Genomic DNA, 24,949 nt, shown 5'->3' with positions numbered 1-24,949 from the left:
AAGAAGGAGCTGATATCCATGGAACAGAAAAAATTCGACCAGGCCATCGCAGAGCTGGATGCCTGGATCCAGGAAGCACAGCATATCGTATTCTTTGGAGGTGCGGGAGTTTCCACGGCCAGTGGGATCCCGGATTTCCGCAGCAAGGACGGACTGTACAACCAGCACGATGTACGCTTTGAACAGTATCGGACGGAATACCTGCTGAGCCACAGCTGTCTGGTGAATGAACCCAAAGTCTATTTCGAATTCCACCGGCAGAAGATGGATACCCGGAAGATCCAGCCCAACAATGCCCACAAATACCTGGCGGCCTTGGAAAAGACCGGGAAGCTTACGGGCATCGTCACCCAGAACATCGATGGGCTCCACCAGAAGGCCGGCAGCCGGAAGGTGTTCGAGATCCATGGCAGTGCCCTGCGGAACTACTGCATGAGCTGCGGGAAACGGTACCCGGCGGACTACATCTTCGAATCCCAAGAACCCATCCCTCATTGCTCCTGCGGGGGTGTGATCCGGCCGGACATCACCCTCTATGAAGAGATGCTCCCTGAGGAAGCGGTGGAAAATGCGGTCCGGGCCATTTCGGAGGCGGATCTGATGATCATCGCCGGTACTTCTCTGACGGTATATCCGGCGGCTTCCTTCATCAACTATTTCCACGGGAAACGGCTGGTGATCCTGAACCGGGACCCCCTTTCCGTCCGGCTGAAGGCAGAGACGCTGTCTCTGACGGAAGACATGGATCGGGTGTTCGCTGCCTTGGCAGAAAAAGAGCATATCCAACTGTAGGGAAAAGAGGGGCTGCTGCACGGAGGGAAATGATGTGACCCCAAAAAGTTAGACCTTAGTAACGAGATGGTTTTTACTGTCTCGTTACTTTTTTATGCTGCCAGCAAAGAAAGCCTGTATTGAACAGGACTTTTCCAGCCCAGTTTTTCCTTGATCCTTTGTTCGTTATAGTATTTGATGTATCGTTCGATAGCGGCTTTTAGTTCTTCGTAGCTGTAGTAGATCACTCCATAATACATTTCCTGTTTCATTAAGCCGAAAAAGTTTTCCATTACAGCGTTATCATGACAGTTACCCTTTCGAGACATGCTCTGAAAAATTCGTTCTTTTTTTAGTTTCCTGGTATAGGCCTTCATTTGGTATGCCCAGCCCTGATCGGAGTGAAACGTTCTTCGATATGGACAATCAGCAGTAATTTCGATTGCTTCAGCTTGAGCTTCCAGTATGCTTTCAGCCGAAGGACGTTTGGCTATTCCATAGCTGATGATTTCATCATCGAACATGTCCAGGAAAGGATCCAGATAAAGCTTGTGCAGGGTCAGATGTCCCTGTGTATCTACTTCATAATATTTGAATTCTGAAGTATCGGTCGTAATCTTCTGATGTGGGATATTCGTCTCAAAACGACGATGTATTCTATTCGGAGCAATGGTCCCTACCTTACCCTTATAGGAACTGTATTTACGGCTTTTCCGGGTAAAGGATGTTACCTGAAGGCTCAGTTTCTGCATGATACGTTGAACTTTCTTCTTGTTCACGCAAATCCCTTGATTCTTCAGCTCACCGGTCATGCGCCGATATCCATAATCTTTATGCTGGCTGCGGATTTCCTGTATTTTGTCCTCTACTTCCTGGTCTGGATTCACGCGGTCAAACCGTTTCTGCCAGTACATATAGGTCGCTTTGGGCATTTGAGTATAGGAGAGAAGGTCTTTCAATTTGAATGATCTTCGGAGACTGGAGATGATTTTCGCAACTCTCTCATTTTTGCTTCGTCCTCTAAACGCAGTCTCCTCAGTTCTTTTAAAAAAGCATTCTCTATACGGAGTTTAAGATTTTCATCCTCTAACTCCTTGACATGTTCCACACTGATGTCGACCATCGGCTGCTGAACCTGGGTATCTGTTTTTTTGGTTTGAGATTTGTTCAAAGTTCTCTTCCTGCCTTTTTTATGTGACCGTAAAGCATCTGGTCCCGCAATTCTAAATTCATTGACCCATCTGGCAATCATTGATGGGTTGTTGATCCCTACTTGAATTGCTAGTTCCTGATATGAGATTTCATTTGTTAAGTAAGACTCTACCACAGAAAGTTTTTCTTTGAAAGAGTATATTTTTTGAGAGCGGGATCTTTTCAGTCCATCATCACCAAATGCCTTGTAAGCAGCAACCCACTTTAGCAGCTGGCTGCTACTTGCCATCCCATATTTACGTGAAATAGAAATACACCCTTCGTCACTGTTCAAATATTCCAGTACTATTTTTTTCTTAAATTCATAGCTGTGTTTTGCCATAAAAAACTGACCCTCAATTGTTAGATTTTTGGTCTAACAATTGGGGGTCAGCTCAAAACGATCTGCGTGCAGCAGCCTTTTCTGTCAGAGACCGGCGGGCTGGCTGATTTGTACGCATTGTGGCAGGATAAGCATACTTTTCCTTACGGTTTTGTGCTATAATGTCAACAGTATTGCATAGAATTTTTGGGGGTTATAGTTATGTTGGATCTGAAATTTGTCCGGGACAACACGGAAAAGGTTGCCCAGGCTCTGAAAAACCGTCATGCGAAAGTGGATCTGGAAGAATTCAAGGCTTTGGACCAGGAACGCCGGTCCTTGCTCCAGGAAGTGGAAGCGGACAAAAGCCAGCGGAATACGGTCAGCGCTGAAATCAGCCAGATGAAGCGCAATGGGGAAGACGCAACGGAGAAAATCACCGCCATGCGGGCCCTGGGGGACAAGATCGCAGAAGCGGACAAAAAGGTGAAGGATGTGGAAGCCCGGCTCCAAGCTGTGATGCTCACCATCCCCAACATGCCGGCGGCCGATGTGCCCGTAGGCAAAGACGATACGGAAAACCCGGAAGTGCGGAAATGGGGAGAACCCACCCATTTTGATTTCGAACCGAAAGCCCATTGGGAAATCGGGGAGAAACTGGGGATCCTGGATGCGGAACGGGCTGCCAAGGTTTCCGGTGCCCGGTTCTACTACTACAAAGGGGCTGGTGCCCGTCTGGAACGTGCCGTCTATAACTTCATGCTGGACCAGCATACCCGGAAGGACGGCTATACCGAAGTGATCCCCCCTTATATCGTGAATACCGCGTCCATGACAGGGACCGGGCAACTGCCCAAATTCCATGAAGATATGTACAAAGTGGAAGGCCAGGACATGTACCTGATCCCCACGGCAGAAGTGCCTCTCACCAACTATTACCGGGGTGAGATCCTGAACGGGGACGACCTGCCTATCTACCTTACCGCTATGACTCCCTGCTTCCGGGCCGAAGCCGGCAGTGCCGGCCGGGATACCCGGGGCTTGATCCGGCAGCATCAGTTCCACAAAGTGGAAATGGTGAAGTTCTGCAAACCGGAAACCAGCTACGATGAATTGGAAAAACTGGTGGGCAATGCAGAAGACATCCTGAAGGCCCTGAAGCTGCCTTACCATGTGGTGTGCCTGTGCACTGGCGATCTGGGCTTCTCTGCGGCCAAATGCTACGATGTGGAAGTCTGGTTCCCGGAACAGAACAAATACCGGGAAATCTCTTCCTGCTCCAATACGGAAGACTTCCAAGCCCGCCGGGCCAACATCCGGTTCCGCCGGGATGCCAAATCCAAGCCGGAATACGTCCATACCCTCAACGGCTCCGGCCTGGCCGTGGGCCGTACGGTGGCCGCCATCCTGGAAAACTACCAGCAGGCCGATGGGTCCGTAGTGGTGCCGGAAGTGCTCCGTCCCTACATGGGCTGTGATGTGATCACCGGAGTCAACTCCTGATAAAGTTTGGATATTCGCTACAATTGCATAAATATACAACACCCGCCCTTTGTGGCGGGTGTTTTGTCTGTACAGAACTGGACCATGCTGGCTCATACGCACTGAATCGCTTTATTTTGGACAAAATCGAAAAAATGCGCGTTATTGTGATTAAAACAGGATGGTGAATATTTTTCTTGAAGGTCCTTAAAAGTCCTCAAAACTCCTCTTTTTTCCTCGATTTTCCTCTTGCACTTTCCCCAAACCGTAGTATAATGAACTACGAATTTAAGGATGGCCCGGAAAGTTCCGGCGAAAGACCGGGACTCTTTTCAAGGCCCAAAGGGGGATGGATAATGAACGAACAAAGCTTTTTCCAATTGTCACAAGATGCAGTCACCAGCCTGGCAGAAAGGTATGGAACTCCTCTTCTGGTGCTGTCTCTGGAACAGGTTGAAAAAAACTACGAGATCCTGCGGAACCATATCCCGCAGCTGAAGATACATTATGCCATGAAAGCCAATCCGGATCTCCGGATCCTGGATCTGTTGATCAACAAGGGGGCCTGCTTCGATGTGGCCAGTGATGGAGAAATCCGTACCCTGAGCCAGTTGGGGGTGTCTGGGGACCGGATGATCTACGCCAATCCCATCAAATTGGATGCGGGCTTCCGGGCCTGCAACGATGCCGGTGTCTACCGGATGACCTATGACAGCGAAAGCGAGATCAAAAAGATCGCCCAGCACTGTCCAGGCGCTACGGTGCTGCTCCGGCTGCGGATCGACAATCCCAAGGCCCATGTGGACCTGAACAAGAAATTCGGCTGTCCCCGGGAAAAAGCCCTGGATCTGATGCTGAAGGCCAAAGCGGCCGGCTTGGATGTGGCGGGAATCGCCTTCCATGTGGGCAGCCAGACGGTCGCTGCGGATCCCTATTTCCATGCCATGGATGTGACCAAGGGACTGATGGAAGAAGCACGGGCCAAGGGATTGACCATGCGGGTGCTGGATATCGGGGGCGGCTTCCCCATCCCGGAAACGGGCGTCCATTACAACCTGACGGCGCTCCTGGACCAGGTAGCTGCCCGGCTCCGGGAAGACTTCTCGGATCTGGAGATCTGGGCTGAACCGGGCCGGTATATGTGCGGTACGGCAGTGAACCTGATCACTCGGGTGATCGGGGAAAACGAACGGAATGGACAGCATTGGTATTTCCTGGATGACGGGATCTACGGGACCTTCTCCGGAGTGATCTTCGACCAGTGGGATTTCAAACTGATCAGCTTCAAGGAAGGGAAGAAAATCCCCGCCACCTTTGCAGGGCCCAGCTGTGATTCCTTGGATATCATGTTCCGGGGGAAGATGACGGAACCCCTGGAAGTGGGCGATCTGCTGCTGGTGCCGGTGTGCGGGGCCTATACCTCCGCTTCCGCCACCACTTTCAACGGCTTCCGGAAAGCCAAGATCGTGATCTGGGAAGAAGTCCGGGCGGAATTGGGCCTGGATGCCATGAGTGTAGCGGTGTAAGAAAGAGGGGCTGTTGCGTGTGCTATGAGCTGACCCCCAATTGTTAGACCAAAAATCTAACAATTGGGGGTCAGTTTTTTATGGCAAAACACAGCTATGAATTTAAGAAAAAAATAGTACTGGAATATTTGAACAGTGACGAAGGGTGTATTTCTATTTCACGTAAATATGGGATGGCAAGTAGCAGCCAGCTGCTAAAGTGGGTTGCTGCTTACAAGGCATTTGGTGATGATGGACTGAAAAGATCCCGCTCTCAAAAAATATACTCTTTCAAAGAAAAACTTTCTGTGGTAGAGTCTTACTTAACAAATGAAATCTCATATCAGGAACTAGCAATTCAAGTAGGGATCAACAACCCATCAATGATTGCCAGATGGGTCAATGAATTTAGAATTGCGGGACCAGATGCTTTACGGTCACATAAAAAAGGCAGGAAGAGAACTTTGAACAAATCTCAAACCAAAAAAACAGATACCCAGGTTCAGTAGCCGATGGTCGACATCAGTGTGGAACATGTCAAGGAGTTAGAGGATGAAAATCTTAAACTCCGTATAGAGAATGCTTTTTTAAAAGAACTGAGGAGACTGCGTTTAGAGGACGAAGCAAAAATGAGAGAGTTGCGAAAATCATCTCCAGTCTCCGAAGATCATTCAAATTGAAAGACCTTCTCTCCTATACTCAAATGCCCAAAGCGACCTATATGTACTGGCAGAAACGGTTTGACCGCGTGAATCCAGACCAGGAAGTAGAGGACAAAATACAGGAAATCCGCAGCCAGCATAAAGATTATGGATATCGGCGCATGACCGGTGAGCTGAAGAATCAAGGGATTTGCGTGAACAAGAAGAAAGTTCAACGTATCATGCAGAAACTGAGCCTTCAGGTAACATCCTTTACCCGGAAAAGCCGTAAATACAGTTCCTATAAGGGTAAGGTAGGGACCATTGCTCCGAATAGAATACATCGTCGTTTTGAGACGAATATCCCACATCAGAAGATTACGACCGATACTTCAGAATTCAAATATTATGAAGTAGATACACAGGGACATCTGACCCTGCACAAGCTTTATCTGGATCCTTTCCTGGACATGTTCGATGATGAAATCATCAGCTATGGAATAGCCAAACGTCCTTCGGCTGAAAGCATACTGGAAGCTCAAGCTGAAGCAATCGAAATTACTGCTGATTGTCCATATCGAAGAACGTTTCACTCCGATCAGGGCTGGGCATACCAAATGAAGGCCTATACCAGGAAACTAAAAAAAGAACGAATTTTTCAGAGCATGTCTCGAAAGGGTAACTGTCATGATAACGCTGTAATGGAAAACTTTTTCGGCTTAATGAAACAGGAAATGTATTATGGAGTGATCTACTACAGCTACGAAGAACTAAAAGCCGCTATCGAACGATACATCAAATACTATAACGAACAAAGGATCAAGGAAAAACTGGGCTGGAAAAGTCCTGTTCAATACAGGCTTTCTTTGCTGGCAGCATAAAAAAGTAACGAGACAGTAAAAACCATCTCGTTACTAAGGTCTAACTTTTTGGAGTCACATCACAACAGCCCCTCTTTGGGGTCTCGAGCTATGGGTCTCGAGTCTCGGGCCTTTGGATAGAACCTGTCCCATGGCCAGGTTCTTTTGAAAGTACAGAATCAGGATCGTGCTGGATATAGAAACGGATATTTTATCGAGAGCGGATCAGATTTTACCCGTTCAAAAATTTGCTTGCAAATTTTCTCATTCGGCTCGAGACGCGAGACCTGAGACCCGAGACCAGGGTGCTGCGCAGAATGCGCAGCACCCCTTTACGTATGTCCGCAGGATCCGGAAATCCTCATCGAACACAGTGATATCCGCCTGTTTCCCTGGTTCCAGGGTGCCTCGGTCGGTGAGGCCCAGTTCTCGGGCTGGATTGGCGGTGGCCAGCTGGACGGCTTGGGGCAGGGTCAGATGACCCCATTTCCAGATGTTCCGGACGGCTTTTTCCATGGTGAGGATGCTGCCGGCCAGGGTCCCATCTGCCAAAGTGGCCCGGCCATCTTTGACGTAGACCGTCTGGCCTCCCAATTCGCTTTTTCCTTCTCCCAGGAGGCAGGCCCGCATGGAGTCGGTGATCAGCACCACCCGGTCCAACCCTTTGGCACGGACCGCCAGTTCCAAGGCGGCCGGGTGGATATGGATCCCATCGGCGATCAGTTCGCAGGTCACCGGCAGGGTCAGGGCCGCTCCCACCAAACCGGGCTTCCGGTGGTGGAGGGGACTCATGGCATTGAACAGGTGGGTGATGTGGCTGGCGCCGGTGGCCACGGCCTGGGCAGCTTCTTCAAATGTGGCATCGCTGTGGCCCAGGGAGACGATGATCCCGGCTTGGTGGCACCGGGAAATGAAATCTGTGTCCTCCAGGGTCTCCGGCGCCAGGGCCAGGATCCGGATCAGGCCGGCGAAAGGTTCCACCAGTTCCCAGCTGGCTTTTCGGATGTGGCAGGCCTTTTGGGCTCCTTTGTATTTTTCGCTGATGAAGGGCCCTTCCAGGTTGGCACCCAGGATTTCCGCTCCGGCCACTGTGCCCTGGGCTCCCCGGATGGCGGTGAGGGCCTGGGTGATGGCTCCTCTGCCACTGGTCATGGTGGTGGGCAGCCAGCCGGTGACTCCGGTGGAAGGCAGCAGCCGGCTCATGGTCCTGAGAGCCTCTTGGGTGCCGTCCATCACATCCTTTCCCCCGCAGCCGTGGATGTGGAGATTGAGGAACCCAGGGGATACGTAGTCCCCTTGGACATCGATCCGTTCTGCTTCCGGAGGGATCCGGTCCGGGCTGCAGAAGCCCAGGATCTTTTCTTGGAACAGCAGTGCCTGTCCCTCCCGGATTTCTTGTGGTAAAATAAATCTGCCGTTACATATCGCTTTCATACAGGATCTCCTTTTCTGGCCGTCCATGGCGCAGGAAACAGATGGGCATATGGACGGGACTCTTTCATTATAGCATAGGGCTGGAGGTTTCATAGCAATGATCGATTTGGACAGACTTTCTACGGAACAGCGGAATCCTGCTTCCGTTGCCATTGATAAAGTATCCACCCAGGAATTGGTGGAAATCATCAACCGGGAGGACCACAAGGTGGCCGATGCAGTAGAGAAGATCCTGCCGGCCATTGCCTTGGCGGTGGATCTGGTGGCGGACCGGCTGAGCCGGGGAGGGAGGCTGTTCTATATGGGCAGCGGCACTTCCGGCCGGCTGGGCATTTTGGACGCGGTGGAATGCCCGCCCACCTACGGCACCGAGCCGGAACAGATCCAGGGCCTCATCGCTGGAGGCTATGAAGCCATCTTCCGGGCCAAGGAAGGGGCGGAAGACAGTGAGGAACAGGGCCGGGATGACATCTGGAACAAGGAACTGACTCCGCTGGATGTGGTGATGGGCATCAGCGCCTCCGGCCGGACACCCTATGTGCTGGGTGGCATGAAGGAAGCCCGGGAACGGGGCTGTGCCGTCCTGGGGCTCTGCTGCAGCCGCCAGTCCGCCATGGCCAAAGTGGCGGATCTGTGCCTGACGGTGCTGCCGGGTCCGGAAGTGATCACCGGCTCTACCCGGATGAAGGCTGGGACGGCTACGAAAATGGTCCTGAACATGATCACCACCGGGGCCATGGTGAAACTGGGGAAAGTCCGGGGCAACCTGATGATCGATGTCCGGGCCACCAATGAGAAACTGTTGGAACGGGCCCTCCACATCGTCTGCACCGTGACCGGCTGCACCCGGGAAGAAGCCCGGCTGAGCCTGGCCCGGAACCGGGGAAGCGCCCGGAAGGCCGTGGAGGAATGGGAGGCGGCCCATGGGAAATAAGGAGCTGGCTCAGGCCATCCTGGACATCACCGGTCCCCGGAAGAATGTGCGCCAGGCCAGCCACTGCATGACCCGGCTGCGTCTCCAGCTGGAGGACCAGGATGTGGACCGGGAGGCCCTGGCAAAGCTGCCGGGCGTCATGGGAGTCAATGTGGCAGGGCCGGAGCTGCAGATCATCCTAGGGCCGGGGAAGGCAGCCCAGGTGACTGCGGCTTTCCAGACGCTGCTCCGGGAGGATGCGGAGGCCCAGCAGCAGGCAGGGGAAAAAACTCCGGCGGGCCAAACGGTGCTCCAGGGATTTGCCGGCAAAGTAGGGGAGGGAGAAGCTCTCCACCAAGCCATCCGGAAGCGGAATGCCACCCCGGGGAAACTGTTCCTGAAACGGATCTCCGGGATCTTTGTGCCCCTCATCCCTGGGTTCATCGGCTGCGGTCTCCTCACCGGGATCCTGAACATGGTCCGGCGTCTGGATCCGGCCCTGGCCAGCCACGCCTTCTTCCAGATCCTGGGGCTGGCGGGCAGTACCGTGTTCTGGGGGATGAACTTGTTCGTAGGCTGGAACGCGGCCAAAGAGTTCGGCGGTTCCCCGGTGCTGGGCGGCGCCCTGGGGGCCCTGATCAGCCATCCGGGCCTGGCGGAGGTGAGCCTGTACGGACAGCCTCTGATCCCAGGCCGGGGCGGGGTGGTAGCCGTGCTGCTGGTGGCAGCCTTGGGTGCCCTGCTGGAACGGAAACTCTGGGAGATCATCCCAGAGGCTTTGGACCTTTTCCTGACTCCTTTCCTGGTGCTGGGAATCATGGCTTTCGCCACCCTGTTCTTCTTCCAACCCCTGGGGGGATGGCTGGCGGAAGGCATCGGCTTTGCGGCTACCGGGGCTGTTGCCCAGGGAGGTGCTTTGACCGGAGCCCTTTTGGGAGGCGGCTTCCTGCCCCTGGTGATGCTGGGGATCCATCAGGGACTGACCCCCATCCATGCCCAGCTGATCGCCCAATATGGCTATACCATCCTGCTGCCCATCCTGGCCATGGCCGGCGGGGGACAGGTGGGGGCTGCCCTGGCTGTCTATCTGAAGACAAAGGATCCCCAGGTGAAGAAAGTGGTGGCGTCAGCCCTTCCGGCAGGACTGCTGGGGGTGGGGGAACCGCTGATCTATGGCGTGACCCTGCCGCTGGGCCGTCCTTTTTTGGGGGCCTGTATCGGAGGAGCTGCCGGGGGTGCGGTCCAGGCGGCTTTCCAGGTGGGAGCCGGAGCTCTGGGGATTTCCGGCCTGCCCCTGGCCCCCAGCACCACCAATGTGCCCGTGTATCTGGCGGGGCTCCTGGTGTCTTACGCAGTTGGCTTCGCAGCCACGTGGGTGATGGGGTTTGAGGATAAGAGTGCAGAGTAAAGAGAAAAAACACCTAACCACTGAACCATTTATGACCTGACCACGCAATCAAGGAGGCGTGCAACGATGACTGATTTGGCAAAGGGGATTTCATTGTATCCGGGGTTGGAGCATTCGTTGGAGGAGAATCTGGAGCAGCTCCGGACGGCTGCGGAAATGGGGATTTCCCGGCTGTTCCTGTCCTTCCACATCCCAGAAACGGATCCGGCTGCTTTTGGGGAAACGGTGCAGCCCCTGCTCCGGGCTGCCCGGGCCTGGGATATGGAAACAGTGGGGGACCTGGTGCCGGGGAATCCGGTGCCGGAAGAGCTGACGGCCCTGCGCCTGGATGACGGTTTTACCGGGGCGGACATGGCTGAGCTGCAGCAAAAGTATCCAGGGCGGAAACTGGTGCTCAATGCTTCGGCCATGAATAGGGAACAGCTTCGGGAACTGGCTCGGGAAGGGGTGGACTTCTCCCGGGTGGAAGCCCTGCACAATTTCTATCCCCATCCCCATACCGGCCTTTCGGAGGGCTATCTGCTCCAGCAGAATACACTGTTCCATGAGGCGGGGATCCCGGTGGGTGCTTTTGTGGCCAGCCAAGCCGGGAGACGGGGGCCCCTGGAGGAGGGGCTCCCCACCCTGGAACAGGACCGGCATCGGGAGGTCTCCCTGGCGGCCCGGCAGCTGGCAGCCCTGGGGACCGATGCGGTGTATATCGGGGACGATGGGCCGGACCGGCAGGAACTGGAGGCATTGGCCCGGCTTTCTGGAGACGTGTTGGAACTGACCCTCCAGGTGTGGGAACCGCGGCCTCTGTACAAGATTTTGGCCGGCCATGTGTACGAGACCCGTCCGGATGAAGCGGAAGAAGTGATCCGGACCGTCAACAGCCGGGCCCTGTGGAAAGAAGCGGAGATCCCGGAATTCCCCTTCCGCCGCTGTCACGCCGGAGATGTGACCTTGGACAACCCCCGGTACGGACGGTATGCCGGGGAACTGGAAATCTGCCTTACGGAACTGCCGGCAGACCGGCGGGTGGATGTCTTGGGCCGGATCCCGGAAGAAGAGCGGTTCCTGCTGAAATACCTGAAGGGGGGCAGGAAGTTCCGGTTCCGGGTGGTGGAGATGGGTCACTAGGCCAGGAATATGGTATAATAAACAATAGTCTGCATGAAGGAGAGATACAATATGAGTTCTACCAATCTGGAAATGGGGATCGTGGGCCTGCCCAACGTGGGCAAGAGCACCCTGTTCAATGCCATCACCAAAGCAGGGGCCGAAGCGGCCAACTATCCTTTCTGTACCATAGAGCCCAATGTGGGCGTGGTGGATGTGCCCGATGCCCGGCTGAAAGTCCTGGCGGACATGTTCCATTCCAAAAAGATCGTGCCGGCGGGCATGAAGTTCGTGGACATCGCCGGCCTGGTGAAGGGGGCTTCCAAAGGGGAAGGCCTGGGGAACAAATTCCTGTCCCACATCCGCCAGACCGATGCCATCGCAGAAGTGGTCCGCTGTTTCGAAGACGGGAACATCACCCATGTGGAAGGCTCCATCGACCCGGTCCGGGATGTGGAGATCATCGACACGGAACTGTGCCTGGCAGACCTGGAAAGTGTGGAGAAACAGCTGGTAAAGGCCCAGAAGCTGATCAAGGCCGGGGACAAGAAAGCGGCCACCCGGGCTGCGCTGCTCCAGCGGATTTCCGATGCCCTGGGAGAAGGGATCCCGGTGCGCCGGGTGGATATGACCGACGATGAAAAAGACGGCCTGAAGGAATTGGATCTCCTCACCTCCAAACCCATCCTCTATGTGGCCAATGTGGCGGAAGAAGAAGCCGCTGACTGGTCCGGGAACTCCTATGTAAAGGCTCTGGAAGCCTACGCTGCCAAAGAAAATGCCCAGGTGATCGTGATCTCTGCCAAAGTGGAAGAAGAAATCGCGGAGCTGCCGGAGGATGAAGCCAAGGAATACCTGGAAATGGAAGGCCTTTCCGAGGCTGGTCTGGACCGTCTTATCAAAGCCGGGTTCAAGCTGCTAGGGCTCCAGACTTTCCTCACCGCCGGGGAAATGGAATCCCGGGCCTGGACCATCGTCCAAGGATCCACGGCACCCCAGGCTGCCGGCAAGATCCATACGGATTTTGAAAAGGGCTTCATCCGGGCAGAAATCGTCTCCTACGATGACTTGGTGAAGTGCGGGTCCAAACAGGCGGCCAAGGAAAAAGGCCTGGTGCGCCTGGAAGGCAAGGACTATATCATGCAGGATGGGGATGTAGTGGAATTCCGCTTCAACGTATAATAGACGGAAAAGGAAGAGGTGTATGTCCATGCTGTTTGATACCCATACCCATGCGGATTATTCCTGTGATGCGGAACAGACCATCCAGGAGGCTGCCGCAGCGGCTGAGGCCCAGGGAATCGGGATCATCCTGACGGAACACTGGGACCGGTACTATCCCACCAATCCGGAGATGTTCCTGTTCGATATCGACGACTATTTCAAAAAAGACGGTCCTTTCCGCAGCGGCCGGGTGCTCCTGGGCATCGAAGTGGGGCTCCAGCCCAGGGCCATCGAGGAAGACCGGAAGATGGTCCAGGCCCATCCCTTTGACGAAGTGGTGGGGTCCATGCACTGCTTCGACGGGCTGGATATGTACGAACCCACCACCTATGAAGGGCTCACCAAGGACCAGGCCGTCCGCCGATATCTGGAAGACTCCGTCCGGTGCCTGGAGAGGAAGCCTGATTTCGATTCCTACGGCCACATCGACTACATCTCCCGGTACATGCCCTATGAGGATCCCAACCTCCATTACAAAGACCATCCGGACCTGTGGGACCGGGTATTCCAACTGCTGATCCAGGAAAACAAGGCCCTGGAGATCAATACCCGCCGGCTGGGAGATGACAGTACCATCCCACCCCTTCTGGAACTGTACAAACGGTTCCGGGAATTGGGCGGGAAGTACGCCACCCTGGGCAGCGACGCCCATTACAAGGAACACGTAGGCCGGGATTTCGCCAAAGGGAAAGCCATCGCCGACGCAGCAGGACTGACTCTGGTGTACTATAAAGAACGGAAGCGGATGCTTTGTGAATAGGGACTGCTGCCCATGCAGCATTCCCTTCATACATTTGTCACTGCTTCATTCTTGTTTTCGCCTCTTTTCCCTGATATAATACTCTGGTATCACCATGATAAAGGAGAGTGGAGGACCATGGGCCGTCAGCGCCTGGGCATCTTTGGGGGGACCTTCGATCCCATCCACAACGGTCATCTGATGATCGCCCGTGCCATGCAGGAACAGCTGGGCCTGGACAGGATCCTGTTCATCCCGGACTATATCCCGCCCCACAAACAGGGCTGGCACTGTTCTCCCTCCGCCGACCGGCTGGCCATGACCATCCTGGCGGCTGCAGAGGATCCCCGGTATACGGTTTCTGCTATGGAACTGGAACGGGGCGGGGTGTCCTATACCTGCGATACCCTCCGGCAGCTCCACCGGAGATGGCATCGGTTCTACGACCTGTACTTTATCATCGGAGCCGATTCAGCAGAACAGCTGCCCACCTGGCACAACATCCGGGAGGCTATGCACTATGCCACTTTTGCGGCGGCCGCCCGTCCCGGGTTCGCCCCCCAGAAGGAGAAAGTCAGTGAAGATCTGGTCCGGCAGGGACTTCGGAACCTGGTCTGGGTGGATACGCCGGAACTGGACCTCTCTTCCACAGAGATCCGGGAACGGATCCGGAAGGGCGAACCTGTTGACACGATGGTACCCAAGGCAGTAGCGGAATACATCGAACAGAGAGACCTCTACCGTCAGTAGGGGCTCTCTGTTTTTTCTTGGGAGGGAAAATGCACATGGAAATCAAGGAAATGAAAGCCCGGCTGGAAAAGGAACTGCCGGCAAAACGCTTCCGTCATACCCTGGCCGTCAGCGAAACGGCCGTAGAACTGGCCCGCCGGTACGGGGTGGATGAAAAGAAGGCGGCCATTGCAGGCCTGCTCCACGACAGCGGTCGGCAGATCTCTACAAAGGAATTCATCGCCAAAGCAGCGGAACTGGGCATCCCGTTGGACGAAATCGAAAAGCACCAGCCCATCCTGATCCATGCCAAATTGGGAGTCTATTATGCCCAGCATGAATTCGGTGTCACGGATCCGGAAATCCTCTCCAGCATCCGCCGGCACACCACCGGAGCGGCCCATATGAGTCCCCTGGATATGGTCATCTACCTGGCGGACCTGGTGGAACCCAACCGGGATTTCCCCGGGGTGGATACCATGCGGGCAGAAGTGGAGAAGGGACTGGAAAACGGCATGCGGAAGGCATATATCCATACCATGAGCTACCTCCTGAGCCAGGGCCTTTTGATCCATCCCGACTGCCTGGCCGGCTACAATGAACTTACCCTGAAACAGAAAGAGAACCAGAACTGACAGGAGCAGAAAATGACAGACCAAAAGAAAACCGGGACCCGGCGCTACAAGAAACGGCTGCGGAAAGGGAGAGTGTTCTTTTCCCTGGTCCTGATCTTTTTCCTCATGGCCAGCTGTTTTGCGGCCGGCATGCGGATCTACAACCGCTTCTTCCGGCCCCGGTCCCAGGTGGCCGAAACCAAGCAGGAGAGCCTCACTACGGAAGGCTTTTCCAACCGGATCAATGTGCTGCTCCTGGGGACCGATGACGGGGACAGCGAGGATTTCGGCAAGGATACGCCCAAACGGACCGATGCCATGCTGCTGGTGAGCTTCGACCCGGAAAACAGCCAGGTTTCCGTCCTGAGCCTGCCCCGGGATACCCGGGTGACCATCCCCGGCCGGCGGGGCCATGACAAGATCAATGCGGCCTATGCCTACGGAGGTGTGAACCTAGCCAAACGGACCGTGGCCAATCTGCTCCAGGTGCCAGTGAACCATTACATGCAGGTGGACTGGCAGGGCTTCATCAAAGTGGTAGATATGCTGGGCGGCGTGGACCTGGATGTGGAACAGGACATGGATTATGAAGACCCCTATGCGGATCTGAAGATCCACCTGAAAAAAGGCAAACAGCATCTGAACGGGGAAAAAGCCGGGGAGTACGTCCGGTTCCGCCATGATGAGATGGGGGATATCGGCCGGGTGGAACGGCAGCAGAAATTCATGAAGGCTTTGGCCAAACAGGCCTTTACCGTGGGGAATATGGTGAAACTGCCCATGATCATCGGTACCGCCACCGATTATGTGAAGACGGATATGGACTTCCTCCAGATGGTGAAGGCAGCCAACTGCCTGCGGCTGTTCGGTGAAGGCGGCGTGAAGAGCGCCAGCCTGAAAGGGGATTTCGGGGACATCGGCGGCGTCAGCTACTGGGTCACCACCCCCTCCAAGATTGCAGCTACCCTGGATGAGCTGAAGATCCCCCACAAGCGGATCCCCAGTATTTGAACCAAAGGACGTTCAGTGGAACGAAATAGAAAGTTTTTAGGAAAGGAAGGATGAAAATGACCGGAAAAGAACTGGCCAACAAGATTGCAGCGGCTGCTGCCGACAAAAAAGCACGGGATATCCTGCTGCTGAACATGGAAGGGCTTTCTTCCGTGACCGACTACTTCATGATCTGCTCGGCTCCCAGCACCACCCAGGTGCGGGCCATCGCCGACGGCATCGAAGATAAACTGGCCCAGGAAGGGAAGCTGCCGGCCCATAAGGAGGGCTACAGCGAAGGGAACTGGGTGCTCCTGGATTACGGCGACTGTGTGGCCCATGTGTTCCAGGAATCCCAGCGGAATTTCTACAACTTGGAACAGCTGTGGGCGGACGCACCCAGCGAAAGCTATACGGAGACGGAAGCATGAGGAAAGAACATGGACCGGTGACCGTTAAGACCGTGGGCCGGTACCGGGTGGGAGATGTGTGCGAGATGACCGTGGGCCGGGTAGGGGAAGTGGGCGCTTTCCTGGACGCGGGCACCGGCAATACTTCCGATGACATCCTGCTCCACCAGCACCAGCAGACCAGTCCGGTGAAGGCAGGGGACAAAGTGAAGGTCTACCTGTACTTGGATGCCAAAGGACGGATGACCGCCAGCATGAAGCTCCCCAAGATGCGGGAAGGGCAACTGGGATATGTGAAGGTCCTGTCCGTGACCCGGCAGGGCGGTTTCGTGGATATCGGCGCTGAACGGGGAATCTTCCTGCCTTACAGCGAAATGCGGGGCCATGTGTCTCCGGGGCAGCTGGTGTGGGTGAAGCTCTACCGGGATAAAAGCGGCCGCCAGGCGGTGACCATGCGGGTGGAAGAGGATATGGTCCGGGCTTCCGTGCCGGCCAAAGATGTGAAGGTGGGGGACGAACTCACTGGCACCGTCTACAACATCCTGCCGGAAGGGTTCTTCCTTTTGACCACCCAGCGGTATCTGGCCTTCATCCACCGGAGCGAAGTCCCTGGAGGACGGCTGGATTTCGGCCAGAAAGTCACTGGACGGGTTACCTTTGTCCGGGAAGACGGCCGGGTGGATCTGTCCCTCCGGGAAGTGAAGGAAAAAGCCATGGTCACCGACAGCGAACGTATCCTGGCCCTTCTGGAAAAGCGCCAGGGCACCATGCCCTACAGCGATGCCACCCCTCCGGAAATCATCAAGGACGCCTTCGGCATTTCCAAGGCCGCTTTCAAACGGGCCTTGGGACGGCTGATGAAAGAAGGGAAGATCACCCAGGAAAACGGGTGGACGAGTTTGGTCAAAAAATAAAAAAAGTCGTTGACAAGGACTTTTCTTTGAGGTATACTTAAGAAGTCGTTTGGGGGCATAGCTCAGCTGGGAGAGCGCTTGCATGGCATGCAAGAGGTCAGGAGTTCGATCCTCCTTGTCTCCACCAAATGAAAAACCAATACCCTTGCGGTTGGAAGACCGCAAGGGTATTTTTGCAGTTGGCAGGCGAAACGAAAGAATGTGTTCATCTGACACAAAGAAAAACCCGGTGTTGCAGCACCGGGTTTTTCTATTCTGTTTTGGTAGGTTGACATATACGGCTGACCCTATCCCTCTCTTGCAATCCCAGGGAACTGTGGACGGCCGGACTATTTCTTCGGTGCTGCTTCCGGATGGTCCTTCAGATAGGTGTCATTCTGGGCGATGACATCCAGGAAGACCAGAGGAGTTTCCTTTTCGTTGCGCAGGCCGTGGAATTGTCCAGGACGGGCAATGGTCACATCTCCTGCCTTTACCGGGGTTTCTTTCCCTGTGCCGTCGGTAAAGATCCCTTCCCCGGAAATGATGATATAGGCGTCTTCATTGAAACCATGTTTGTGGCAGCCGATGGAAGAACCTTTTTCCAAAGTCAGGTAGCAGATTTCCTTGATGGCGGAATCCGGGGCTGCTTTATCCCGGGCAAAGGCAAACTTCCCATAAGCTGTACCTTTTCCTTTGGCTACATCCTGTTTATCGAAGGTGAACAGCTCCTCTTTGGGGTAGACCTGTTCATCCGGCTTGAAGGGAGAATCTGGAGAACCTGCAGCAAAAGCCGTTCCAGCTGCCAAAGTGGCACCCAAAGCTAGAAGCACAGCCCATTTTTTCAATTCCATGGCAATCAACTCCTCTGAAAATTTTAAATTCAATGCAATTTTATTGTAGCACTTTACTGAATCATTGACAATATAAAAAGAAAAATGTAATATAAAGAATAAATAATTAGTATTTGTATATTTATTATAAAGACATATATCCTGTTTTCCTAGAAAAGTGAATTTATCATACAAAACACGCTATTTTACATCTGCAAATGTAATAAAGGCCTATGCCATCGATTAGGATCGGTTCTACGGATATTTCCGGAAGGCGAATGAAATCCGGAATCAGCAGAAAGAGGCAAAGAATGCCCAAGAAGCACCCCTGCGGGCAAGAGTGGATAAATTCGTGACCTATATCCACAACCATCCGGAACTGGGCGTTACCAATCTGGTAGATGCCAATCGGAATGATCTGTCTACTATGAGTCAGATTATGGAGATGTATATCAAGACAGGCCTGTATAAAGAAGCATGACAAAAAAGCTGCTGCACGTATGGTTTTTACGCGCAGCAGCTTTTTTTAAGCCGACAGTTTTATTCGTTATGCTGCTGGGGAGGTGTGCAGCAGCCGGTATTGTTCTGGATATTGATGTTGTGGCCGGAATAGTTCCCCTCCACTTCTGCATGTTCTTTCTTGGCTGCGGCCAGGATCTTGGCAAAATCGATGCCTGTGTCGTAGCCCATTTCGTTGAACATCAATACCAGATCTTCTGTAGCCGTGTTGCCGGAAGCTCCCGGTGCAAAGGGGCAGCCCCCTAAGCCGCCCAGGGTGGATTGGACACCGCTGATGCCGGCTTCCACAGCCGCCAGGGTGTTCACCAGGCCCATGCCCCGGGTATCGTGGATGTGGACTTCGAAATGGGAATCCGGGAATTCTTCCAGGGAGGCTTTCACAAATTCCCGGACCTGTTTCGGATCCGCCAGGCCCACCGTATCGCACAGGGTGAAGGAACGGATCCCCATGTCATGGCCCCGTTTCAGGAAGGCCAAGAGAGGCTTCACATCATAGAACTTCCCTTCGAAGGGACAGCCGAAAGCGGTAGCCACATCCAGGCATACTTCCATGTCCTTTGAGAAATCCTTCACGATTTTTTCCAGCCCTTCGAAGGATTCGTCTCTTGTCCGGTTGATGTTGGCCTTGTTGTGGGATTCGCTGAGGGAAATCACGTTGGTGACCTTCTTCATACCCACTTTCCGGGCGTTCTCTGCTCCTTTGTAGTTGGGGATCAGGGCGAACAGGTCCAGATCCGGATATTTCTTCAGGCAGGTCTCCGCCACCTGGGCCGCATCCCGCATTTGCGGGATGGCCTTGGGATGGACGAAGGAAGTGATCTGCATATGCTTCACGCCGGAGGCGATCAGGGAATCGATGATTTCCAGTTTCTTTTCTGCCGGCAGGTATTCTTTCAGGTTCTGGAACCCGTCACGGGGCCCCACTTCGACGATTTCGATTTTCTTTCCCATGATTTCCTGCACCTTCCCCTCAGATGACGCCTTTGTCTTTCAGTTCTGCCAGTTTCGCTGCATCATAGCCCAGGAACTTCTTGAAGATGGCTGCATTGTCTTCGCCCAGGAGAGGAGCTGCTTTCCGGATGCAGGCCTTGGTCCGGGTGAAGTGCTGGGGCGCGGCGGTGATGTTCAGTTTGCCGATGCCCGGCTGATCCATTTCCGGGAACATCTTCCGATCGCCGGCCACCTGGGGTTCCTTCACCAGACGGTCCAGGGTGTTCACCTGGCAGGAAGGCACGCCGGCTTTGTTCAAGGTCTCCACCACTTCGTCGATGGTGTACTGGCTGGTCCAGTCGGAGACGATTTTCCGCATTTCCACATGGTTGGCCACCCGGTCCTTCACATCTTTGAACTTGGGATCGGTCTTCAGTTCCGGCTTGCCCATCACGTCACAGAGGATGTCATAAAGCTTGTTGTTGGCGGTACCGATGATCACGTTGCCGTCCTTGGCCGGGAAAGAATCGTACGGATAGGTGGATTCGTACCGGTTGCCGATCCGCTGAGGGATCCGGCCCGTTGCCTGGTAGATCATGGTGATGTTTTCCATAGCCGCGGCCACGGAATCCACCAGAGCCACATCCACCTTTTCACCTTTGCCGGTCTTTACCCGGTTCACCAGAGCTGCCAGGACGCCGATGCACAGGTTCAGGCCGCCCAATACATCCCCGATGGGGGTGCCTACACGGGTGGGTTCGCCGCCGGGCCAGCCGGTGGTGCTCATCATGCCGCCCATGGCCTGGCCGATGATGTCATAGCCCGCCCGCCGGCTGTAGGGGCCGGTCTGGCCGAAGCCGGAAACGGCACCGTAGATCAGGGAGGGATTGATCTTGCTCAGCACATCGTCATAGCCCAGGCCCAGTTTCTCCATGGTGCCGGGCCGGTAGTTCTCAATGACCACATCGGCCTGTTTCACCATTTCCTTGAACATCTCTTTGCCTTCCGGAGCTTTGAAGTTGATGGTGCAGCCATATTTGCTGCGGTTGAAGTTGGCGTAGTATACAGAGTTGTCGTTGATGAAGGGTCCCATGTGACGGGAATCATCCCCGCCTTTGGGGTTCTCGATCTTGATCACCGTGGCCCCCATATCGGCCAGGAGTGCGCAGCAGTAAGGTCCTGCCAGTACCCGGGTCAGATCCAAGATTACAATACCTTCCAATAAACCTTTTGCATCATCCATTTTGCATCCTTCTTTCTTTATCATGTAAATTTAAATTGATGTGAAGACTGAAATAAGACTTAAATGACACTGTACAGGCCCACCAGCCCGGCGGAAACCGTCAGGGTCAGCAGCAGGGCGGACAGGGCGAACATCTGGACGAACATCTTGTTTTCCTTTTCTTTGGTGAATGCAGGGTCCGTGGCATTGGCTGCCAGGATCAGGCTGCCCCCAGTGGAAGCGGGGCTGAATCCGGCAAAAGAAGCCGTCAGGCACATGATGGTGATCAGCCCTTCCGGCCGTACTCCCACCTGTTCGGCAATGGAACCCACCGTAGGCACCATGGTGGGCCATACCACACCGATGGCAGAGCTGAACCAGGAAAGGAGCCCGGCGGACAGTCCCTGGATGGCCACCGCGCTTTTCGGGGTCATGATGGCGGCCAGGCCTGCGGACATGATGGTGACGCCCCCTACGGCAGAAACGATGCTCATGAGCATGCCCACGCCGGTGACCATCATCAGGGTGGACCAGGGCACGGCCTTGATGGTGGCTTTTTCATTATCCACATTGAAGATCAGGAGGACGATGGAGACCGCGAAGGAAATCAGGCCTACATTCCGTTTGAAGGCGGCACACAGGATGATCATCACCAGGAAACCGGCCAGGGTGGTGAGCTGTTTCCGGTTCAGGGCCGGCAGGGCTTCCTGTTCCTGGGCAGTGATTTCCTTGACTTTATAGCCTTTGTACAGGAAATAGATTACAAAGGAAAGGACGATGGTGGTCACGGTGGAATAAATCAGTACAGCACTTTGGTAGCCGGTGATTCCCTGTGCCTGGGCCAGGTTCCCGATCAGGACGCTTTCCGGGGTCAGGGGGGAGAACCGTCCGGCCATGGATCCGATTTCCCCAATGGCGGCCAGCATCACCGAATTGTAGCCGGTGGTCTTGGAAAGGGGCAGACTCAGAGCGGCTACGATCCCCAGGGCCGGCACACAGCCGGGACCGATGGCGGCGATGATGTAGCCGATCAGGTACATGATGATGGGGGCGGCTTTTACATGGCCTCCGGACAGATTCAGGAATTTCTTGGCCGTAAGTTCCAGGGTCCCGTTGTTGGTGGCAATGGTGCACAATAGGGAAACTCCCAGCAGCATGATGAAAGTGCTGGAACTGAAGCCTTTGATGATGATGGAATCGGTTTCTCCAATCGAGGCTCCGAAGATGGTGGCGGCCAGGATGGCTACCAGGCCTACATTCTTTTTCAGGACAAATCCTGTGATGATGACACTGACTAAAATCAGTAAAGAAATAATGGCAAGAGTCGAATTCAAAATAGTTACCTCCCTCAGCTTTTTCCCGATTGGCCATACCGGAAAAAGGTTCCAAACGAATCGATTCAATTCATTTGCCTTTCTATCATGCAAATGACGTGCCAAAAATTCGATTTTTCTATTTTTTTTCATTTTTCCATAAAAAATCCTGTGAAAGGACGGCTGAAGGTATGGCTTCGGTCTCTTTCACAGGATTTTTTGCTTTTTAGGGTCCCTCCATAGGGCAGGGAACCTGATCCGATGGCTGCCCCAATTGTATCAGTTGTCCCAAATCTGTTGCGGATGGGACAGGAATGGAACAGCTCACTGTTTCAGATGGCGGTAAAAGGTACTGCGGCTGATCCCCAATTCCCGGGCAGCCTGGGAAACATTCCCGCGGTTCCGCTCCAGGGCTTCTTGAAGGGCAGGAAGGTCCAGCTCTCCTCTTTGGCTGGGGACGGAATCTTCTGCAGGTGCTGCCGCTTTCCGCTGGACTTCCCAATCGGCCTGGAGAATCTGGAAGATTTCTCCTTCTGTCTGGCCGCAGGAGAGCAGGAGGGAGATCCGTTCCACCACATTGGTCAGTTCTCGGACATTCCCGGGCCAGGGGTATGTTTTGCAGGCCCGCATGATCCGCAGGAAACTTTTTTCTTTTTCTGGGTCCTGCTGGAGAGCTACCTGACGGTAGATGGTCCTAGCAATCTTCAGGTAATCATTTTCCCGCTGGCGCAGGGGGAGGATGGTGAGGCTGAGCACATTCAGCCGATAGTACAGGTCCCGACGGAATTTTTCTTCTTCCACCAGGCGCAGGAGATTCCGGTTGGTGGCGGCGATGACCCGGATATCCACCGGGATGACCCGGTCGTCACCCACCCGGCGGACTTCCTTCTCTTGGAGGACCCGGAGCAGAGGCGCTTGGAATTCCAGAGGAAGGTCGCCGATTTCATCCAGGAACACTGTGCCTCCGTGGGCCATTTCAAAGAGCCCGGCCTTGCCGCCTTTCCGGGCTCCGGTGAAGGAACTGTCCGCATAGCCGAACAGCTCGCTTTCCAACAGGTCCCGGTTCAGAGCGGTACAGTTGACGGCCACAAAGGGACCGTTCTTCCGGGGACTGGCATTGTGGATCCCCTGGGCGAACATCTCCTTGCCGGTGCCCGTTTCCCCGTAGATCATCACGGTGAACTGGGAAGAGGCGAAATCCCGGGCCAATTTCCGGGCTTTGGCGATGCCAGGGGAATTCCCCAGGATGTCGGACAGATGGTATTTGGCCACCAGTCCTTTTTCGTGGAGCTTCACCCGGATATCCCGTTCCGTGGACTGGAGGGTCTTGATATCCTGGAAGGTGGCCACCACTCCTTTTACCTGGCCATCCACCAGGATGGGGACCCGGTTGGTGGAAACCAGGCTGCCCTGGAGCTGCATCATTTGGCCGATTTCTGATTTCCCAGTCCGGAGCACGTTGGTGAGATGGGTGTTGGGAAGGACTTCCTCGATGGGCCGTCCGGTGAAGGGCGGCCTGGCTGGGCGGAGCAGTTCATTGGCGATTTGGTTGGTGGTGCTGATCTTCCCTTCTTCATCGATGGCGATGATGGCATCGTGGGTATAATCCAGGATGTTTTGGTAGCGTTCCAGCCGGATCCGGAGCTGTTCCTGTTTCCGGGCATTTTCCTGTTTGTTCAGATACAGCTGCTGGGCATTTTCCAAGGCATGGAGGATGGCGGCATCGGAACTTTCCACCCGGATATAGGGCAGGTGGAAAAGGTCGGCATAGTGCTCCGAGACAACACCGCCCAGGCCCCAAGCAGCCCCATCGTGGACGGCCTGTTTCACCACTCGGCGGCATTCGGTGCTGTCTTTGAAGGAGTAGTGCTGCATCTTCAGATGCAGCAGGTAGCAGATGGTCCGCAGTTCATTGCTGATTTCTTCTTCAAAGGAAAAGAAAGCGATGGGCCGGGTCTCGTCCCGCAGCCGCTGGATAGCCTGGATATAGTCGGAGGCTTCGCTGGGGATGTTCACCACGTCGATCCTCAGTTTCTTCCGCAGCAGGTCCCGGGTGCCCCGGCGGCTGATGAACAGCCAGTCCCCCTGCTTCAGCAGGGTACGGGCCAAGGCCACCGCGTTTTCCAGCTCTGCCACTTCCACCCGTACTTGGAGCCCCTGCCGGGCAATCAAGGCACGGGCCCTGACTGCCAGGTTTTCTGTAGGTGCAATGAGACAAATCTTCGTTCCTTCCGAATCCATGATGCCATCCTTTCCTGGGAAAAAGCAGGAACTGTAAAATCCTATTTTTCCAGTAGTGTATTTCAGTCTGTTTCTTATTATAGGAAGGCAGAGCAAAAGCTGTCAACAACCCCCTTTCCATTTCCGGCTGGGAGAAGTATACTAAAAGTTATCACGCAAATAGGCAGGTGATTCCATTGTCAATGGAAAAAGCAAGGAAATATCTGGAAGCAAAGGGATATGGAGACCGGATCATCGTACCGGAAGCCTCCACGGCCACGGTGGAATTGGCCGCTGCAGCTCTCGGAGCGGAACCGGGAGCCATTGCCAAGACCCTTTCTTTCCTGATGGGCGGCGGGGCCATCCTGATCTTGACAGAAGGGACGGCCCGGATCGACAATCACAAGTTCAAGCAGGTGTTCCACACCAAGGCGAAGATGATCCCGGGAGACCAGGTGGAAACCCTGGTGGGCCATGCTCCCGGCGGAGTCTGTCCTTTCGGGGCCAATCCGGAGGTACCGGTGTACCTGGATGTGAGCCTGAAGAAGCATCCAGTGGTGTATCCAGCCGCTGGAGATGACCACAGCGGAGTCCGGCTCACTGTGGAGGAATTGGAAAGCCTGGTAGGCTCGGACCGCTGGGTGGATGTGTGCAAAGAATGAAATAATGAAATAAGGAAGGAAGT

26 protein-coding genes and 1 tRNA gene are annotated in these 24,949 nt (G+C 54.5%); 19 read left to right on the top strand and 8 right to left on the bottom strand.

Annotated features, from left to right (window positions below):
- The first annotated feature begins 18 nt into the window (after positions 1-18).
- On the top strand, positions 19-792 hold the full coding sequence (locus BQ2657_RS02095; protein WP_075579152.1) for an NAD-dependent protein deacylase: 774 nt from the start codon (positions 19-21) through the stop codon (positions 790-792).
- A 92-nt stretch (positions 793-884) separates the two neighbouring features.
- Here the strand turns inward: BQ2657_RS02095 and BQ2657_RS13530 are convergent, their stop codons facing one another.
- Positions 885-1,757, bottom strand: coding sequence for an IS3 family transposase (locus BQ2657_RS13530; RefSeq protein ID WP_408607740.1), 873 nt, complete (start codon positions 1,755-1,757; stop codon positions 885-887).
- Positions 1,727-2,305, bottom strand: coding sequence for a helix-turn-helix domain-containing protein (locus BQ2657_RS13525; protein ID WP_075578809.1), 579 nt, complete (start codon positions 2,303-2,305; stop codon positions 1,727-1,729). Before BQ2657_RS13525 ends, BQ2657_RS13530 begins: the two co-directional genes overlap by 31 nt.
- Positions 2,306-2,506: 201 nt before the next feature.
- On the opposite strand from BQ2657_RS13525, the gene serS reads away from it, so the two are divergent.
- From serS to BQ2657_RS13510, 5 genes are all read left to right on the top strand, one after another.
- Positions 2,507-3,787 carry a serine--tRNA ligase gene (gene serS, locus BQ2657_RS02080; RefSeq protein ID WP_075579151.1) on the top strand — a complete coding sequence of 427 codons (1,281 nt, stop codon included), beginning with the start codon at positions 2,507-2,509 and terminating at the stop codon, positions 3,785-3,787.
- Between the two features lie 335 nt (positions 3,788-4,122).
- Positions 4,123-5,292: a type III PLP-dependent enzyme gene (locus tag BQ2657_RS02075; protein WP_075579150.1), complete on the top strand. Its 1,170-nt coding sequence runs from the start codon at positions 4,123-4,125 to the stop codon at positions 5,290-5,292.
- An 80-nt stretch (positions 5,293-5,372) separates the two neighbouring features.
- Positions 5,373-5,780 carry a transposase gene (locus BQ2657_RS13520; protein WP_408607742.1) on the top strand — a complete coding sequence of 136 codons (408 nt, stop codon included), beginning with the start codon at positions 5,373-5,375 and terminating at the stop codon, positions 5,778-5,780.
- A 3-nt stretch (positions 5,781-5,783) separates the two neighbouring features.
- Entirely contained in the window at positions 5,784-5,951 is a 168-nt protein-coding gene (locus BQ2657_RS13515; protein WP_408607741.1) for a hypothetical protein, read from the top strand.
- Positions 5,918-6,793 (top strand): IS3 family transposase, encoded by an 876-nt coding sequence (locus tag BQ2657_RS13510; RefSeq protein ID WP_408607743.1) that lies wholly within the window; start codon positions 5,918-5,920, stop codon positions 6,791-6,793. Before BQ2657_RS13515 ends, BQ2657_RS13510 begins: the two co-directional genes overlap by 34 nt.
- A gap of 243 nt (positions 6,794-7,036) precedes the next feature.
- On the opposite strand, the gene nagA is transcribed toward BQ2657_RS13510, so the two are convergent.
- Positions 7,037-8,206, bottom strand: coding sequence for an N-acetylglucosamine-6-phosphate deacetylase (gene nagA, locus BQ2657_RS02060; RefSeq protein ID WP_075579149.1), 1,170 nt, complete (start codon positions 8,204-8,206; stop codon positions 7,037-7,039).
- 97 nt (positions 8,207-8,303) lie between these two features.
- Between nagA and murQ the strand changes: the two genes are divergently transcribed.
- The 11 genes from murQ to BQ2657_RS02005 all read left to right on the top strand — a co-directional run bounded on the left by murQ (position 8,304) and on the right by BQ2657_RS02005 (position 17,375).
- On the top strand, positions 8,304-9,140 hold the full coding sequence (gene murQ, locus BQ2657_RS02055; protein ID WP_075579148.1) for an N-acetylmuramic acid 6-phosphate etherase: 837 nt from the start codon (positions 8,304-8,306) through the stop codon (positions 9,138-9,140).
- Positions 9,130-10,527, top strand: a complete 1,398-nt coding sequence (locus tag BQ2657_RS02050; protein ID WP_075579147.1) for a PTS transporter subunit EIIC — start codon at positions 9,130-9,132, stop codon at positions 10,525-10,527. Before murQ ends, BQ2657_RS02050 begins: the two co-directional genes overlap by 11 nt.
- 66 nt (positions 10,528-10,593) lie before the next feature.
- Positions 10,594-11,649, top strand: coding sequence for a MupG family TIM beta-alpha barrel fold protein (locus tag BQ2657_RS02045; RefSeq protein ID WP_075579146.1), 1,056 nt, complete (start codon positions 10,594-10,596; stop codon positions 11,647-11,649).
- A gap of 51 nt (positions 11,650-11,700) precedes the next feature.
- Complete coding sequence (gene ychF, locus BQ2657_RS02040; RefSeq protein WP_075579145.1) at positions 11,701-12,810, top strand: redox-regulated ATPase YchF; 1,110 nt, start codon at positions 11,701-11,703, stop codon at positions 12,808-12,810.
- Positions 12,811-12,832: 22 nt separating this feature from the next.
- The gene (locus BQ2657_RS02035; RefSeq protein ID WP_232708987.1) at positions 12,833-13,612 is read left to right on the top strand and encodes a histidinol-phosphatase HisJ family protein; all 780 of its coding nucleotides are present in this window, start codon (positions 12,833-12,835) and stop codon (positions 13,610-13,612) included.
- Positions 13,613-13,729: 117 nt separating this feature from the next.
- On the top strand, positions 13,730-14,341 hold the full coding sequence (gene nadD, locus BQ2657_RS02030) for a nicotinate-nucleotide adenylyltransferase (protein ID WP_075579144.1): 612 nt from the start codon (positions 13,730-13,732) through the stop codon (positions 14,339-14,341).
- 35 nt (positions 14,342-14,376) lie between these two features.
- Positions 14,377-14,955, top strand: a complete 579-nt coding sequence (gene yqeK / locus BQ2657_RS02025; RefSeq protein WP_075579143.1) for a bis(5'-nucleosyl)-tetraphosphatase (symmetrical) YqeK — start codon at positions 14,377-14,379, stop codon at positions 14,953-14,955.
- A 12-nt stretch (positions 14,956-14,967) separates the two neighbouring features.
- The gene (locus BQ2657_RS02020; RefSeq protein WP_075579142.1) at positions 14,968-15,945 is read left to right on the top strand and encodes an LCP family protein; all 978 of its coding nucleotides are present in this window, start codon (positions 14,968-14,970) and stop codon (positions 15,943-15,945) included.
- Between the two features lie 56 nt (positions 15,946-16,001).
- The gene (gene rsfS, locus BQ2657_RS02015) at positions 16,002-16,355 is read left to right on the top strand and encodes a ribosome silencing factor (protein ID WP_012937544.1); all 354 of its coding nucleotides are present in this window, start codon (positions 16,002-16,004) and stop codon (positions 16,353-16,355) included.
- Entirely contained in the window at positions 16,352-17,248 is an 897-nt protein-coding gene (locus tag BQ2657_RS02010; RefSeq protein ID WP_075579141.1) for a CvfB family protein, read from the top strand. The genes rsfS and BQ2657_RS02010 overlap by 4 nt, the downstream gene beginning before the upstream one ends.
- Before the next feature lie 51 nt (positions 17,249-17,299).
- Positions 17,300-17,375: transfer RNA gene (locus BQ2657_RS02005), tRNA-Ala, on the top strand.
- A gap of 202 nt (positions 17,376-17,577) precedes the next feature.
- On the opposite strand, the gene BQ2657_RS02000 is transcribed toward BQ2657_RS02005, so the two are convergent.
- A complete protein-coding gene (locus BQ2657_RS02000) occupies positions 17,578-18,081 on the bottom strand; it encodes a cupin domain-containing protein (protein WP_143224819.1) in 504 nt (167 codons plus the stop codon).
- Between the two features lie 319 nt (positions 18,082-18,400).
- On the opposite strand from BQ2657_RS02000, the gene BQ2657_RS12945 reads away from it, so the two are divergent.
- Entirely contained in the window at positions 18,401-18,541 is a 141-nt protein-coding gene (locus BQ2657_RS12945) for a hypothetical protein (protein ID WP_154667099.1), read from the top strand.
- 59 nt (positions 18,542-18,600) lie between these two features.
- Here the strand turns inward: BQ2657_RS12945 and BQ2657_RS01995 are convergent, their stop codons facing one another.
- The 4 genes from BQ2657_RS01995 to BQ2657_RS01980 form a co-directional block, all read right to left on the bottom strand.
- Positions 18,601-19,530, bottom strand: a complete 930-nt coding sequence (locus tag BQ2657_RS01995) for a hydroxymethylglutaryl-CoA lyase (protein WP_075579140.1) — start codon at positions 19,528-19,530, stop codon at positions 18,601-18,603.
- Between the two features lie 19 nt (positions 19,531-19,549).
- Positions 19,550-20,752: a CaiB/BaiF CoA transferase family protein gene (locus BQ2657_RS01990; RefSeq protein WP_075579139.1), complete on the bottom strand. Its 1,203-nt coding sequence runs from the start codon at positions 20,750-20,752 to the stop codon at positions 19,550-19,552.
- A gap of 59 nt (positions 20,753-20,811) precedes the next feature.
- Complete coding sequence (locus BQ2657_RS01985; protein WP_075579138.1) at positions 20,812-22,065, bottom strand: SLC13 family permease; 1,254 nt, start codon at positions 22,063-22,065, stop codon at positions 20,812-20,814.
- A gap of 303 nt (positions 22,066-22,368) precedes the next feature.
- Complete coding sequence (locus tag BQ2657_RS01980) at positions 22,369-24,285, bottom strand: sigma-54-dependent Fis family transcriptional regulator (RefSeq protein ID WP_075579137.1); 1,917 nt, start codon at positions 24,283-24,285, stop codon at positions 22,369-22,371.
- Between the two features lie 176 nt (positions 24,286-24,461).
- Between BQ2657_RS01980 and BQ2657_RS01975 the strand changes: the two genes are divergently transcribed.
- Positions 24,462-24,926, top strand: coding sequence for a YbaK/EbsC family protein (locus tag BQ2657_RS01975; protein WP_075579136.1), 465 nt, complete (start codon positions 24,462-24,464; stop codon positions 24,924-24,926).
- Positions 24,927-24,949: the final 23 nt, after the last annotated feature.

It is taken from the genome of Acidaminococcus massiliensis, assembly GCF_900095825.1.
Lineage (GTDB): Bacteria > Bacillota > Negativicutes > Acidaminococcales > Acidaminococcaceae > Acidaminococcus > Acidaminococcus massiliensis.
The sequence above is the reverse complement of the archived record's forward strand: the minus strand, read 5'-3'. Positions and strand labels throughout refer to the sequence as shown.